The organism is Lentzea chajnantorensis (assembly GCF_054300775.1).
Map to the genome: position 1 here is coordinate 858,550 of NZ_JBSDZT010000002.1, position 13,127 is coordinate 871,676.

Below are 13,127 nucleotides of genomic sequence, written 5' to 3' on the forward strand. Positions count from 1 at the left end.
TCCTCAGACGGTGACGGTGAGCGCCACCTCGATGTTGCCGCGCGTCGCGTTCGAGTACGGGCAGACCTGGTGGGCCTGCTCGACGAGCTTCTCCGCGACCGCCTGGTCGAGTCCGGGGATCTTCACCGCGAGCTCGACGGCGAGCTGGAAGCCGCCGGCCCCGTTGGATCCGATACCCACCTTGGCGGTTACCTCGGAGGACGCAACTTGAACCTTCCCGGCGCGCGCGACGGCTGCGATGGCGGAGTTGAAGCACGCCGAGTACCCGGCCGCGAAGAGCTGCTCCGGGTTGGTCGCGTCCCCGCCGGGGCCGCCCATCTCCTTCGGGACCGACAGGACCTCGTCGATCACACCGTCGGAGGAGCGCACCTCGCCGTTGCGGCCTTCGCCGTAAGCAGTCGCCTCAGCCGTGTACAGCGCTTCCATTCCGCTCTCCCTTGAGTCAGGGACGTTGCTTCCACCGGGGAGAACGCATCGCGCACGACTTATCTGCCCGATGGTGACTCAGTTCACGTCAAAGGGTGACGCGTGGCGCAGCGCGAACTCGACGACCTGGCGGCCGATGACCCGCAGGTTCCGGTCGACGTCGGAGTCCGAGCAGGAGCCGTCGCCGTCGAACTTGACCTGCGCGGAGTTGATCGCGGCACCCAGCGGCGTGGGCCACCCGCGCAGCGCGTGCACGATCGAGCGGACCGCCGCGAGCGTGTTGACCGCGGCCTGCCAGCCGTAGGCGGCGGTGATCGTGCCGACCGCGCGGCCGTCGAGGTAGGGGCGGTCGTCGTCGCGCAGGTCCTCGATGTAGTCGAGGGCGTTCTTGACCAGGCCGGAGACCGTGCCGTGGTAGCCGGGCGACACGAGGATCACCCCGTCGGCCCTGCGCAGGTCCTCGACCATCTTCCTCGCGATGTCCGTGCGTTCCGGCACGGACGGGTCGTAGAACGGCAGCACCAGCTCGGGGCCGCTGTACTGGATGGTCCGCGCGCCGAGCTCGCGGGCACCCTCGAGTGCGACCCTCAGCGCCCGCTCGGACTGCGAGTCGGACCTGATCGAGCCGCCGATGCCCACCACCGTCACCGTCATGACGTCGATCCTTCCACCTCCAGATACCTGGAGATCCAGCACTACTCGCGAGTAACGTGCACCACATGTCGAACTTCCGGGCCGGCGTCCTGGCCGGCGCCCTGCGCTTCGCGTTCGGTCTGCCCGCTCCCGTGCGCCGCCTGATCGCCGGCCGCCCGATCCGGCTGGACGGTCAGGACCTGCACCCCGAGGCCCAGTTGCTGCTTCGCCTCCAGCAGCTGTCCGGCACCGGGTGGCGCACGAGGACAGCATCGGAGAGCCGACTAGACCTGGAGTTGAGTTCGAAGCTCGTCTCCGGTCGGAAGATCACCGGTGTGGGCACCCGCGACCTCGCGATCGGGGAGTTCGCCGGGCGGCTCTACACGCCGGACGGGCTCGCTCCCGGCTCCGCGTTGTTGATCTTCTACCACGGTGGCGGCTGGGTGACCGGCAGCCTGGAGAGCCACGACAACCTGTGCCGGTTCCTCGCGCGGGAGGCGGGCGTGCGGGTGCTGGCCGCGGACTACCGGCTCGCGCCGGAGCACCCGTTCCCCGCGGCGGCCGACGACGCGGCCGAGGTGCTGCGCTACGCCGTGGCCAAGGCGGAGGACCTGGGCGTCGACCCGCGCCGGATCGCGCTCGGCGGGGACAGCGCGGGTGGCAACCTGGCCGCGGTGACCGCGCACGGCGCCGAGGTCGACGTGGCGTTCCTGCTGCTCTTCTACCCCGGCGTGGACGCGTCGGTGCGGCGCCGGTCGCGGGAGGTCTTCGGCAACGGGTTCTTCCTGACCGACGAGAAGATGGACTGGTTCCTCGACCAGTACAGCTCCGGCGGCCGCGACCGGCACGACCCGCGCCTGTCGATCATGCTGGCCGACGACCTGTCCGGGCTGCCGCCGACCTACGTCGCGACCGCGGGCTACGACCCGTTGCGCGACGAGGGCGAGGCGTTCGCCGAACGACTGGCCGCCGAGGGCGTTCCGGTGGTCCTGCGCCGGCACGAGGGGTTGTTCCACGGCTTCGCGAACGTGCTCGGCGTCGGCGGGATCTTCCGCGAAGCCGTGTCGGAGGCCGTCGGAGCGCTGCGGACCGGCCTGGCCCTCGCGAACTCCGCTCAGGACGTGGCCGAGACGGCCTGACCGCGGTCGCCGGTCCGCTGCCTGCTCAGCAGCCAGCCGACACCGGCGACCACCAGTCCGGCCAGCCCCGCGACGACGAACCCGAGCGCGGGCCCGCTGTGGTCCACGGCGAGGCCCGCGAGCGGTTGTCCCGCCGCGACCCCGAACGTGAACGCCGAGCCCTGCAGGCCGAGTGCCACGCCGCGCGCGGACGGGGGCGCGAGCTTGCTGATCTGCTCGCTCGACGCGGCGATCGTGGGCGCGCACAACAGGTTCATCGGGACCAGCGCGAGGGCCAGCAGCGCCACGTTGCCGTCGCCGAGACCCACCGGCAGCTCCAGCACCGCCATGCCCGCGAGCAGGACCACGCCTCCCGGCACGCGCCGCAGACCGCCGTAGACGAGCCCGCCGAACGCCGACGCCGCGCACATCACCACGAAGAGCACGCCGAGCCAGCCCTGCCGGCCGGCGTGCTCCAGGCTGGCGATGGCGGCGAGCTCCATGCCCGACAGCACCATCGTCGCCCCGAACGGGATGATCAGCGCCGCGACCATCGGCCCGCGCAGCCACTCCTGCCAGCGCGGCGCCGGCTCCGCGCTCACCTCGTCCTCGTGCACCAGCGGCGGGTTCACCACGTACAGCAGCACGCAGGCGAGCACGATCGCCACGCCGACGGAGACGAGCGCCAGGCCGGTCGAGAACTTCGTCGCGAGCAGCACGCCCGCCGCCGGCCCGACCATGAACGACAGCTCGACGGAGATCGAGTCGAGGGAGAACGCGGGCCTGCGCTGCGGTTCCGGCACCAGTGCCGTGAGGGCCTGCCGGCCGATCGACATCACCGGCACCGAGAACAACCCGTTGGCGAACGCCAGCGGCAACAGCAGGGAGTAGCTCATCATCGGCGCGGTCAGCCAGAACGCGCCCTCGACGACCGCGCTGACGGCCAGGGTGGTCCGCAGACCCCTCAGGTCGATCAACCGCCCCATCAGCGGCGACCCGAGCCCGATGCCGACCATGGTCGCGAACCCGACGGCACCCGCCGCCGCGTACCCCTTGTCGAGCGAGGTCACGACGTGCAGCGTCACCGTGACACCCGCCGCCGTCGGGGCGATCCGCGCGAGCAGCACCAGCAGCATCAGCGACCGCACACCGGGCAGCGCGAGGACGGTCCGGAAGGGGGCGAGGTTCACCCCCACATCGTCACCCCGCGGGCAAGGTGATTTCCCGGCCCGGGCGGGGCCCTCCCACCGTGGCGGGAGGGCCCCGTTCCGCGGCTACCCCGCCAGGTGGCGGCGGGCGAAGTCCACCTCAGCGGCCGTCTGGCGCATGGTCTCGGCGACCACCAGCGAGCCGTGGCCCGCGTCGTAGCGGTACATCTCGTAGGTGTGACCGCGCTCCGCGAGGGCGTCGAGGTAGTTGTCGATCTGCCTGATCGGACAGCGGGGGTCGTTCTCGCCCGCGAGGACCAGCACCGGTGCGGTGACCCGGTCGACGTAGGTGAGCGGCGAGCACTCGCGGTACAGGTCGGGCAGGTCCTCCGGGGAGCCGCCGAAGAGCGCGCGGTCGAAGGCGCGCAGCGGTTCCATCTCGTCCTCGTAGGCGGCGAGGTAGTCGGCCACCGGGACGCCCGCGATGCCGACGGCCCAGCGCTCCGGCTGGGTGCCGAGGCCGAGCAGCGTCAGGTAGCCGCCCCAGGAGGCGCCGTTCAGCACGACCCGCGCCGGGTCGGCCAGACCGGACTCGACGGCCCAGTCGTGGACGGCGGCGATGTCCTCCAGCTCGGTGAGACCGGGGCGGCCCTCGATGGCGTCGCGCCACTTCGAGCCGTACCCGGTGGAGCCGCGGTAGTTCACGTGGACGATCGCGAAGCCCGCGTCGAGCCACACGGCCCGGTAGGCGGAGAAGCGGTCCTCGTCGGAGGAGTGCGGGCCGCCGTGGACCATGAAGACGGTCGGGAACGGGCCCTCCCCCGCCGGGCGGGAGACCAGCGCGTGGACGTCGCCGACGAACACGTCCTCCAGCGGCTGCGACGTGGCCGGGCGGGAGCCGGCGGGTTCGACGAGGACGCGTTCGGTGCCGTCGGCCGACAGCGCGCGGATCACGGTCGAGTTCGACGCGGACGACCAGGAGTACTCGACGGTGCCGTCGGGACGCACGCCGGCCGAGCCGATCACACCGGGCGCGGTGTCCAGGGTGGACAGCTCACCGGTCGTGAGGTCGTAGCGGTGCACCGTGTTGCGCGCGTGGTGCGTGTGGACGATCAGCAACGCCGAGGCGTCCGGGTACCAGTCGGCCGCGACCTCGCCCGGCAGGTCGAGGACGATCTCCTGCTCGGTGTCGGCGGCGACGTCCCACACGAGCAGCTCCTCGCGACCGCGGCGCTCGTGCAGCACGAGCAGGCGCTGGTCGCCGCGGACCGGGCTGAACGAGACGGCGTCGAGGCCCTTGCCCTTGCCGTCCCACTTCTCGGCCGCGGTGGAACCGTCCGCGGTGGAGAGCACGCGCAACGCCATGTGCCGGTTGTCGCCGTGCTCGGAGTGCGCGATGGCGACCAGCGACTCGTCCTTGGCGAGCGCGGTGACACCGGCGTCGTTCTCGTTGCGGTAGACCACCTCGGTGCGGTCGCCGCGGGCCAGCCAGACGGTGGTGCCGTCGTCGGTCGATGCGGCGACGGCCGTGAGCTCGCGGCCGATCTCCAGCCCCGCCGGGTAGCCGGCGGTCACGCCCTCCACGGCGGGCTCGGCCTTGCTGCCGTCGGCGTGGAACGGCTCGCGCACCCAGACGCCGAACTCGTCGCCGTCGTGGTCGTCGAACCACCAGATCTCGGTGCCGTCCGGGTTCAGCGTGCCGTGCGACGTGCCGTTCGGGCGGTCGGTGACCCTGCGGTGCTCGTCGGTGGCGCGGTCCCAGCAGTAGATCTCCCACACCCCGCTCGCGTTGGACAGGTACAGCGCGCGGTCGGGTGCGTCATCGGCCCAGCCGGGCAGGCTCATCCGGGGTGCGGTGAACCGTTCGCGCCACGTGGTCTCCGCGGCGGGGTCGTCGAAGAGCTGGTCCGGAACCTCTGGAGCGGGGTGCGTCGTCACAACCCAACACTAGGTCAGGGGCGGTCCGGCGGGACCGGAATCCCTGGCTGCGCGGCTTCGTGCGCGTTAACGTTGACGAATGCCCGACACGACGGAGCTGCTCGACCAGGCGACCTCGTTGGAGGAAGTGCAGCGGATCGTCCGCACGACGGCCCGTTCGCTGCTGCGCTCCCACGGCGCGACCCTCGTGCTGCTGGACGGCGACCTCTGCTACTACGCGGACGAGGACTCGATGAGCCCGTTGTGGAAGGGCCAGCGCTTCCCCGCCGCGAACTGCATCAGCGGCTGGGCGATGCTGAACCGCAAGACCGTCGTGATCACCGACATCCGGTTCGACGCGCGCATCCCGCAGGAGGCGTACCGGCCGACGTTCGTGCGGAGCCTGGTCGTGACGCCGATCCTGCGGCCGCTGCCCATCGGGGCGATCGGGTGCTACTGGGCGGTGCCGCACACCGCGTCCGAGTCGGAGACGTCGGCACTGGAGGCGCTGGCCGCCGCGGCGGGCGTGGCGCTGGAGCGGTTCCCCGAGGGCCTGCCCGCGCGCGGGTTCCTCAGCTAGCGCCGGTCGCACGGCTCAGCCGAGCTCTTCCTCGAAGATCCGGTCGACCTGCTTCGACGCCCGGCCGAGCGCCTTGACCGCCGCGAACACGACGACGACAGCGGCGACGACGGCGACGGTCACCCACACCGACGTCAGCAGGTACACGATCGCCAGCGCTTGCAGCACGACAACGGTCTTGGCGGCTACGACGAGCCACGACTTGTGAAGGGGTTTCGCAGCGGTGGCGGAGTTCATGGAGCGTCTCCCGATTTGTTCAACAAGTGCCGAACACGTCGTCCAGCTTGTCGCGTCGATCTTGGCGCCTGTTACGCAACGTGACTTGAATCGTCAACCTTCACTCGGAGTGGCTAACGCTACGTGGCCGTTCCGCATGTTTGACCTGGAACGATGGCGCTGTGACCGTGAACTCACGGTGACTGCTGCGGCCACCCGTGTCGATACGTGTCGCCCGATCGTGTGATTTTTGAGGGTGGATTCACTACTTTTTCCGGGAAGTGCGGGACCTTCGACTCTGCGAAGCAGACCGATGTCCCGGCGAGACCCGCAGCAGCCGCCGGCGACCGCCGCCGAGGCGCGGCCCGAGCGGGCGGAAATCGTTCCGCACAAACAAAAATCGGGCCTGGCACCATCGCATGATGGAACCAGGCCCGATTCTCAATCGGGGTGACAGGATTTGAACCTGCGACCTCTTCGTCCCGAACGAAGCGCGCTACCAAGCTGCGCCACACCCCGGTGGGAACGAGTAGAACTCTACATCATGTTCTTCCCAGCTCCGAATCGGACCCCCTCATTACGGCCCTGACCAGGCATGACAGGCCTCGGAACGAGGGTCAGCAGCGAGGCTTCCGGAGGGCAGCAGAAACGCACCGGGGCGTAGGGCGAGGTGCCCATGCCGGCCGACACGTTCATCCACATGTGGGAGCCCCAGCGGGAGACGCCGCGGGCACGGCCGCGGTCGAGCTCGCAGTTCGTGACCAGGGCGCCGTAGAACGGGACGCGGAGCTGGCCGCCGTGGGTGTGGCCCGCCATCACGAAGTCGTAGCCGTCGGCGGCGAACGGGTCGAGGACGCGGGGTTCCGGGGAGTGCGTGACGCCGAGGCGCAGGGCGGCCCTGGGGTCCGGGGTGCCGGCGATGTCGGCGTAGCGGTCGCGCTTGAGGTGCGGGTCGTCGAGGCCCGCGGCGAACACGGTCTGGCCTGCGACCTCGATGGAGCGGCGGACGTGGGTGAGGTCGTGCCAGCCGCGTTCGATCATCCCGGCGCGCAGGTCGCGCCACGGGAGGGTGACGCCGTGGATGCGCTTGGTCTTGGCCGAGGGCAGCAGGTAGCGGACCGGGTTCTTCATCCGCGGGGCGTAGTAGTCGTTGCTGCCGAAGACGAAGAGGCCGGGGCGGTCCAGCAGGGGGCCCAGTGCGCGCAGGACGGCGGGGACGGCGTCCTTGTGGGCGAGGTTGTCGCCGGTGTTCACGACCAGGTCCGGGTCCAGGTCGTTCAGCGCGGCGACCCAGCGCTGCTTGGAGACCTGGTTCGGGGTCATGTGCAGGTCTGAGATGTGCAACACCCTCATCGGCTTGGCGCCGGGGGCGAGAACGGGGACCGTCGCGGTGCGCAGGGTCCAGTGCCTTCTCTCGATTCCCGCCGCGTACGCGATGGTCGCGGTGCCGAGGGCGGTCGTGGCGAGGAGCGCGCGGCCGAGCTTGTTCACGTGTCAAGGGTACGGAAGACGGATAACTCGATCGGCGCCGCATCCGGCGGGCGGTACCGTTCTGCGCCATGGCGGAGTTGAAGACGCGGCTGCAGAACGACCTGACTGCGGCCATGAAGGCCAGGGAGACGGTCACGGCCGGCGCTCTGCGCATGGCCCTCACGGCGGTGACGAACGAGGAGGTCGCGGGCGAGCAGGCCCGTGTGCTCAGCGACGACGAGGTCGTGAAGGTGCTGATGCGCGAGGCCAAGAAGCGCAAGGAGGCCGCGGAGGCCTTCGCGGGTGCGGGGCGCGCGGAGAAGGCCGAGCTGGAGCGGGCCGAGCTCGCCGTTCTGGAGGCGTACCTGCCGAAGCAGCTCGACGACGCCGAGATCGCGTCCATTGTGGACAGGGCGGTGGCCGCGCTGGCCGAGCAGTCCGGTGAGACGCCCGGCCCGAAGCAGATGGGTCAGGTCATGAAGGCCGTCAACGCCGAGGTGGCCGGTCGCGCCGAGGGTGGCCGGGTGGCCGCCGCGGTGAAGGCGAAGCTGACCTCCTGAGAACGGGAAGGCCCCTCCGCGGAGGGGCCTTCGTCAGGCCGGCACGCGGTCGCGCCGCCGGGCGAGCAGCCAGCCGATCCCCGCCACCGCCAGCCCGCCCGCGCCGACCACCACGTACCCGAGCGGTGCGCCGCCGTGGTCGATCGCCACGCCGGCGAGCGGTGAGCCGATCGCGCTGCCGATGGTGAACGCCGAGCCCTGCAACCCCATGGCGAGCCCGCGTGCCGTGGCCGGGGCGAGCCGGCTGATGTGCTCGCCGGACGCCGCGATCAGCGGCGCGCACATGAGGTTCATCGGGATGAGCAGCAGGCACAGCCACAGCACGCTGCCGTCGCCCAGTCCCACCGGCATCTCGAACAGCCCCATCAACGCCAGCAGCACGAGCACGCTCGGCGTCCGCTTCACGCCGCCGTAGACCAGGCCGCCGGTGATCGACGACGCGCACATCGCGAAGAACGCGACCCCGAGCCAGCTCTGCTTGCCGGCGTGCTCCAGGCTCGCGATCGTCGAGACCTCCATGCCCACCAGGCAGAGCGTCGCTCCCGCGCACACCACGAACACTCCGACGACCGGACCGCGCAGCCATTCCCGCACCCGCGGCTTCGGGCCGTCGAGGACCTCGTCCTGGTGCACCATCGGCGGGTTCGCCGCGTACAGCAGGACACCCGCGACCAGGATCGAGATGCCGATGGACACCAGCGCCGCGCTGGTGGAGAACCGGGTCGCCACGAACACCCCGAGCGCGGGACCGGCCATGAACGACAGCTCGACGGAGATCGAGTCGAGCGACAGCGCGACCCGGCGCTGCGCCACCGGCACCAGCGCGGTGACGATCTGCCGGCCGACCGACATCATCGGCACGCTGAGCAGGCCCACGGCGAACGACGCCGCCAGCAGCACCCAGTACGACATCAACGGCGCGACCAGCCAGAACGTGCCCGACGCCGTGACGCTCAGCGCGAGCATCGTGCGCAGGCCGCGTTCGTCGATCAGCTTGCCCATCAGCGGGGCGCCCAGCCCCATGCCGACGGTGCCGGCCGCGCCGACGAGCCCGGCCGCGCCGTAGCCCTTGTCCAGCGTGACGGCGACGTGCAACGTGAGGATCACGCCGGTCGCCGCCGACGGCATCCGCGCAAACAACATCAACAGCACCAGCGGGCGGACCCTGGGCAGCGCGAGGACGTGTTTGAACGGGGCGAGGTTCACACCCCATGCTTACTTTGCCTGGCTAATGATTTAACAGCGCGTTTTCTTGATGTACTCAAGATCACACGGAGTAGAGGTCCTCCAACGCCCGGTAGGCCTTCGCCACGAACGGCCGGGCCATCGCGTACCGCGTGATCGCGTCCGGGTCCGGCGTGATCGTCCTGATCGGCCGCACGAGGTCGACGGTCAGCGACTCGATCACGTCCAGCGACCGCCACGCCAGCAGCGCGGCGCCCACGGCCGAGCCGCCGCTGTCCTCGGTGAGGTGCAACGGCATCCCGAGCGCGTTCGCCAGCACCTGCGCCCAGACCTGCGCGCGGAACGCCCCGCCGGTGATCCGGATCGACTCGACCAGCGGAACGGCGTCGAGCACGAGCGCGAGCTGCTGGCAGGCTCCCTCGACGAGCGCCTTGGTGATCTGCGCCGGCGTGTGTTCGCGGCGCAGGCCGAGCAACGCGGCGTGCGCGGTCGGGTCCCACCACGGCGCGCGTTCGCCGAGCAGGTACGGCAGCGCCACCAGCCCGTCGGAGTCGGCGTGCAGCGCCTGGTCGAGCAGGTCGCCGACCGGGACGCCGAACGTCTCGGACGCCCACTGCGCGACCACACCGCCGTTGCTGATCGCCCCGCCCCGCACCCACAGCCCCTCGGCGATGGCGTAGCTGAACGTGCGGCCCTGGTCGTCGATGCCCGGTCCCAGCTGGGCCACCCGCAGCGCACCCGAGGTGCCGAGCGACACCGCCCCCGCGCCGGGCGTGGCCGCGCCGACGCCGAGGTTGCCCAACGGCCCGTCGCCACCGCCGACGACGACCGGAATCCCCTTGCGCAGCCCCGGGATCTCCGCGGTCAACGGGGTGGCGTGCGTGGGGTCGACGAGCGGCGGGAGCTGGTCCGCGGTGACCCCGGCGAACTCCAGCGACGGCGCGTGCCACTGCAGCGAGTGGATGTCCATCAGGCCCGTGCCGGAGCCGGACGAGTGCTCGTTCAGCAGCACGCCGGTCAGGTGCAGGTGCACGAAGTCCTTGATCTCGCACCACTTCGCGGCCCGCACGCCGTTCTCGTGGAACCAGGCGAGCTTCATCAGCGGCGTGAACGAGTGGATCGGCGCGCCGGTCATCCGGTGCAGCTCGCGCCCCTCCTCGGTGCCGCGCAACCGTTCCGTCTGCTCGACCGCGCGGTTGTCGGCCCAGCTGAGCGACTCGGTGACGGGCCTGAGGTCCGCGTCCAGCCCCATGATCGTGTGCATCGCGCCGGTCAACGCGATGGCGCGCACGTCATCGGAGGCCAGCTCGCGCAGCGCGTCAAACGCTGCCGCGAGCACCACCAGCGGGTCGTGCGTCGCCTCAAGACCGCTGGTGCGCATGGGATATCTGCGCTCGGTCGAGGCGACCACGCGCGCCTGCTCGTCCACCGCGACCACCTTCGTGGCCGTGGTGCCCAGGTCGACCGCCAGGACGATCACGACTCGCCCCTCGCCGCGCTGAAGACCGCGAAGCTCGGCGAGGTCCGCAGCGGTTCCCAGAACTCGGCGCCGCGGTCGTCGTCCGGCAGCACGACGGGGTGGCGCGTCACGTCCGCGAGCCCAGCACGCCGCAACGCCTCGTCGAACACGCCGCGCTCCCAGAAGAAGGAGTCGAAGTCGAACGGCGGGTCGCCCAGCACGTGCACGCGGACCGGCTGCTTGACGTCCATCGGCCCGGTGCGGGTGATCTCGTAGCCGTAGCGGCCGTACTGCGCGAACAGGTCCCAGTCGCCGTCCGGGTTCGGCACCACGACGACGAGCCGCCCGCCGGGCGCGAGGTTCGCGATCAGGTTGCCGATCATGACGTCGAGCGCGCGCACGTCGTCGGCGTACCCGAGCAGCCACACGGCCGTGACGACGTCGAACTCGCCGAGCACCGGCAGGTTCGTGGCGTCGTGCTGGGCGTAGGTGATGCCGCGCGGTTCACGGTCCTCGACGTACCGGGCGTAGCCGACCATCTCACCGGCCGAGTCGACGCCCACGACCCGCGTCGCACCGAGGTCGTGGAAGAGCCGCGGGTAGAACCCGGTGCCGCAGGCCACGTCCAGCACGCTCCGGCCGCGCACGTCCCCGACTGCCGACAGCAGCGTGGCGCGTTCGGCCAGTCCGGTCGGGATGTGCTTGGCGCGCTCGTAGACCGCCCCCAGCGCGTCGTACTGCTCGTCGCTCTCCGCCATGCCGACCACCCTAGGTGGGCGGGTGGCGGCGGAACCACTCCCGTGCCAGCGGCGTCGTGGGACCGGTCTCGATGGCCCAGTCGGTGATCATTCAGTCGATCACGTTCCGGAACTGCACTCGCTCGACCTAGTCCGGCCGGATTCTGTCCACACCGTGCAGCGCGCCGACCAGGTTGCCGCACATGGACGCCATCGAGTCGCTGTCGCCGCCTTGGTTGACCGACACCGAGCAACGCCTCGTTTGGATCGTCGGTGACCAGCGCGACGTACAGCGCGATCGCGAGCGCCGTTTCGCCGACACCGCCCCGGCCAAGCTCCTCGACGCGAGCGACGTCCGGCTCACCGAGGGCGGCCAGCTCGATGGCGTGTTCGAGGCCGGCGACGGCCTCCTCGTGATTTTCCCGCCGGATGAGCGAGCTCATCGCCACGTCGGCGGCGTCGAGCAACCCGTTGCCGCGCAACAGCTGGTGGACGAGCACGGTGAGCGCGCCGGCCGACAGGTACCCGCTGGGGTGGCCGTGGATCAGCGCGGCGTTGTCCGCCGCGAGCGAGAATACGACGCTCGGGTCGTCGTCGGCGAGCGCCACCGGCGCGACCCGCATGACATCGCCGCAGCCCTTGGAGACGTTGGCAGGCTTGAAGATCGTGGCTTGCTCGCCCCGTGCGCGCGCATAGTCCTACAACGCACTCGTGCACGTGAGTCACTGCGCACGCATGCGGAACAGGTCTTGGTGCGTGACCAGCCAGCCGTCCGTTCCTCCAGAGTGGACAGTGGGCCATACGCTTTGGCCTACGACGTTTTCTACGTGTGCAGCCAACTTTGGTACGCGTGCTGCGTGACGCCAATATATTAATTGACGGCGCGCAAGCAGAGTAGAAACCGAACTAACTCAGGCGATACAGTGCCCAGGTGAACACACCTCAAGTATCTGTATGGATACCAATTATTGTCGGCGTCATCGGCCTCGTCGGCGTCATTGCCGGACAGCTGATTAACTCTCGGCGCGAGGATCGCCGCTGGAGGCTCGAGCAAGAGCGAGAAGAGCTGCGCTGGAAAAGGGAGATAGCCAAAGAAGCGGACATGCGACGCGAGGCGAACAGGGCGCACTGGCGTGACAAGAAGTTTGAGACCTATAGCGAAATACTCGCCTTCACCAAGAGGTGGCACGACGCCATTCTGGATGGATCCACGGCAATCTTAGCCAATGAAAAGCTTCCATCCGACCTGAAGGAACGCCTCGAAGAGGCTGGCCTAGAACACATCGATTATCAAGATCAGGTCGATCTGCTCGCCACCGATGAGCAAGCCCAAGGAATCCTGAGGGAAGCGCTTGGAACTTACTCATCATTCACTCATCAAATTTTAGATGGCACCCTACCCGAACGGGATGGACAGATAGGATCTGGCGCATTCTGGGGTGACGCCACCGAGATTATTAATGATGTCATCACCGCCATAAGGCTGGATCTCGGAATTGCACACGAAAAGGATCGTACCTTTTCGCCGCACGTCCGCGAAGTTGAGCAGAGGAAGGGGACGTAAATCGACTTAGCAGCCTTTGGCAGAGGATCGAACGCTGGAGTTGACACCCACGCTGCCAGCACAATTTCGCCACAATGGACATACGTCGACGGCCTCACAAGGATAACCGAGATC

General features: G+C 69.7%; 14 protein-coding genes, 1 tRNA gene and 1 pseudogene. 4 read left to right on the forward strand and 12 right to left on the reverse strand.

Translation table 11 applies throughout. The annotated features are described in order from the left end of the window. Window positions 1-3 precede the first annotated feature (3 nt). Both ACVDFE_RS04780 and ACVDFE_RS04785 read right to left on the reverse strand, forming a co-directional pair. Window positions 4-426 carry an organic hydroperoxide resistance protein gene (locus ACVDFE_RS04780; protein ID WP_325512784.1) on the reverse strand — a complete coding sequence of 141 codons (423 nt, stop codon included), beginning with the start codon at window positions 424-426 and terminating at the stop codon, window positions 4-6. Between the two features lie 78 nt (window positions 427-504). Continuing rightward, window positions 505-1,080 carry an NADPH-dependent FMN reductase gene (locus ACVDFE_RS04785; RefSeq protein ID WP_458429692.1) on the reverse strand — a complete coding sequence of 192 codons (576 nt, stop codon included), beginning with the start codon at window positions 1,078-1,080 and terminating at the stop codon, window positions 505-507. Between the two features lie 65 nt (window positions 1,081-1,145). Between ACVDFE_RS04785 and ACVDFE_RS04790 the strand changes: the two genes are divergently transcribed. Continuing rightward, complete coding sequence (locus ACVDFE_RS04790; RefSeq protein WP_458429693.1) at window positions 1,146-2,198, forward strand: alpha/beta hydrolase; 1,053 nt, start codon at window positions 1,146-1,148, stop codon at window positions 2,196-2,198. Here the strand turns inward: ACVDFE_RS04790 and ACVDFE_RS04795 are convergent. After that, entirely contained in the window at window positions 2,174-3,367 is a 1,194-nt protein-coding gene (locus ACVDFE_RS04795; protein ID WP_458429694.1) for an MFS transporter, read from the reverse strand. The genes ACVDFE_RS04790 and ACVDFE_RS04795 overlap by 25 nt on opposite strands. A gap of 84 nt (window positions 3,368-3,451) precedes the next feature. Beyond that, window positions 3,452-5,263, reverse strand: coding sequence for a prolyl oligopeptidase family serine peptidase (locus ACVDFE_RS04800; RefSeq protein ID WP_360385051.1), 1,812 nt, complete (start codon window positions 5,261-5,263; stop codon window positions 3,452-3,454). A 79-nt stretch (window positions 5,264-5,342) separates the two neighbouring features. Here ACVDFE_RS04800 and ACVDFE_RS04805 point away from each other — a divergent pair, with 79 nt between their 5' ends. Next, window positions 5,343-5,822: a GAF domain-containing protein gene (locus ACVDFE_RS04805; protein WP_458429695.1), complete on the forward strand. Its 480-nt coding sequence runs from the start codon at window positions 5,343-5,345 to the stop codon at window positions 5,820-5,822. Between the two features lie 15 nt (window positions 5,823-5,837). On the opposite strand, the gene ACVDFE_RS04810 is transcribed toward ACVDFE_RS04805, so the two are convergent. The 3 genes from ACVDFE_RS04810 to ACVDFE_RS04820 form a co-directional block, all read right to left on the reverse strand. Then, window positions 5,838-6,059 (reverse strand): hypothetical protein, encoded by a 222-nt coding sequence (locus tag ACVDFE_RS04810; protein ID WP_360385047.1) that lies wholly within the window; start codon window positions 6,057-6,059, stop codon window positions 5,838-5,840. Between the two features lie 424 nt (window positions 6,060-6,483). Further along, window positions 6,484-6,557, reverse strand: a tRNA-Pro gene (locus ACVDFE_RS04815). Between the two features lie 18 nt (window positions 6,558-6,575). Beyond that, window positions 6,576-7,529, reverse strand: a complete 954-nt coding sequence (locus tag ACVDFE_RS04820; protein WP_360385041.1) for a metallophosphoesterase — start codon at window positions 7,527-7,529, stop codon at window positions 6,576-6,578. A 68-nt stretch (window positions 7,530-7,597) separates the two neighbouring features. Here ACVDFE_RS04820 and ACVDFE_RS04825 point away from each other — a divergent pair, with 68 nt between their 5' ends. Further along, window positions 7,598-8,068 carry a GatB/YqeY domain-containing protein gene (locus ACVDFE_RS04825; RefSeq protein WP_360385039.1) on the forward strand — a complete coding sequence of 157 codons (471 nt, stop codon included), beginning with the start codon at window positions 7,598-7,600 and terminating at the stop codon, window positions 8,066-8,068. A gap of 33 nt (window positions 8,069-8,101) precedes the next feature. On the opposite strand, the gene ACVDFE_RS04830 is transcribed toward ACVDFE_RS04825, so the two are convergent. From ACVDFE_RS04830 to ACVDFE_RS04850, 5 genes and pseudogenes are all read right to left on the reverse strand, one after another. After that, window positions 8,102-9,274 (reverse strand): MFS transporter, encoded by a 1,173-nt coding sequence (locus tag ACVDFE_RS04830; protein ID WP_360385037.1) that lies wholly within the window; start codon window positions 9,272-9,274, stop codon window positions 8,102-8,104. A 61-nt stretch (window positions 9,275-9,335) separates the two neighbouring features. After that, complete coding sequence (locus ACVDFE_RS04835) at window positions 9,336-10,733, reverse strand: gluconokinase (protein WP_360385035.1); 1,398 nt, start codon at window positions 10,731-10,733, stop codon at window positions 9,336-9,338. Continuing rightward, on the reverse strand, window positions 10,730-11,470 hold the full coding sequence (locus tag ACVDFE_RS04840) for a class I SAM-dependent methyltransferase (RefSeq protein ID WP_458429696.1): 741 nt from the start codon (window positions 11,468-11,470) through the stop codon (window positions 10,730-10,732). The genes ACVDFE_RS04835 and ACVDFE_RS04840 overlap by 4 nt, the downstream gene beginning before the upstream one ends. 127 nt (window positions 11,471-11,597) lie before the next feature. Beyond that, window positions 11,598-11,663 (reverse strand): hypothetical protein, encoded by a 66-nt coding sequence (locus ACVDFE_RS04845; RefSeq protein WP_458434265.1) that lies wholly within the window; start codon window positions 11,661-11,663, stop codon window positions 11,598-11,600. Between the two features lie 94 nt (window positions 11,664-11,757). Further along, a pseudogene (locus tag ACVDFE_RS04850) lies at window positions 11,758-12,072 on the reverse strand (ADP-ribosylglycohydrolase family protein); the annotation flags it as partial. 308 nt (window positions 12,073-12,380) lie between these two features. Between ACVDFE_RS04850 and ACVDFE_RS04855 the strand changes: the two are divergent. Then, window positions 12,381-13,013, forward strand: coding sequence for a hypothetical protein (locus tag ACVDFE_RS04855; protein WP_458429697.1), 633 nt, complete (start codon window positions 12,381-12,383; stop codon window positions 13,011-13,013). The last annotated feature ends 114 nt before the right edge of the window (window positions 13,014-13,127 follow it).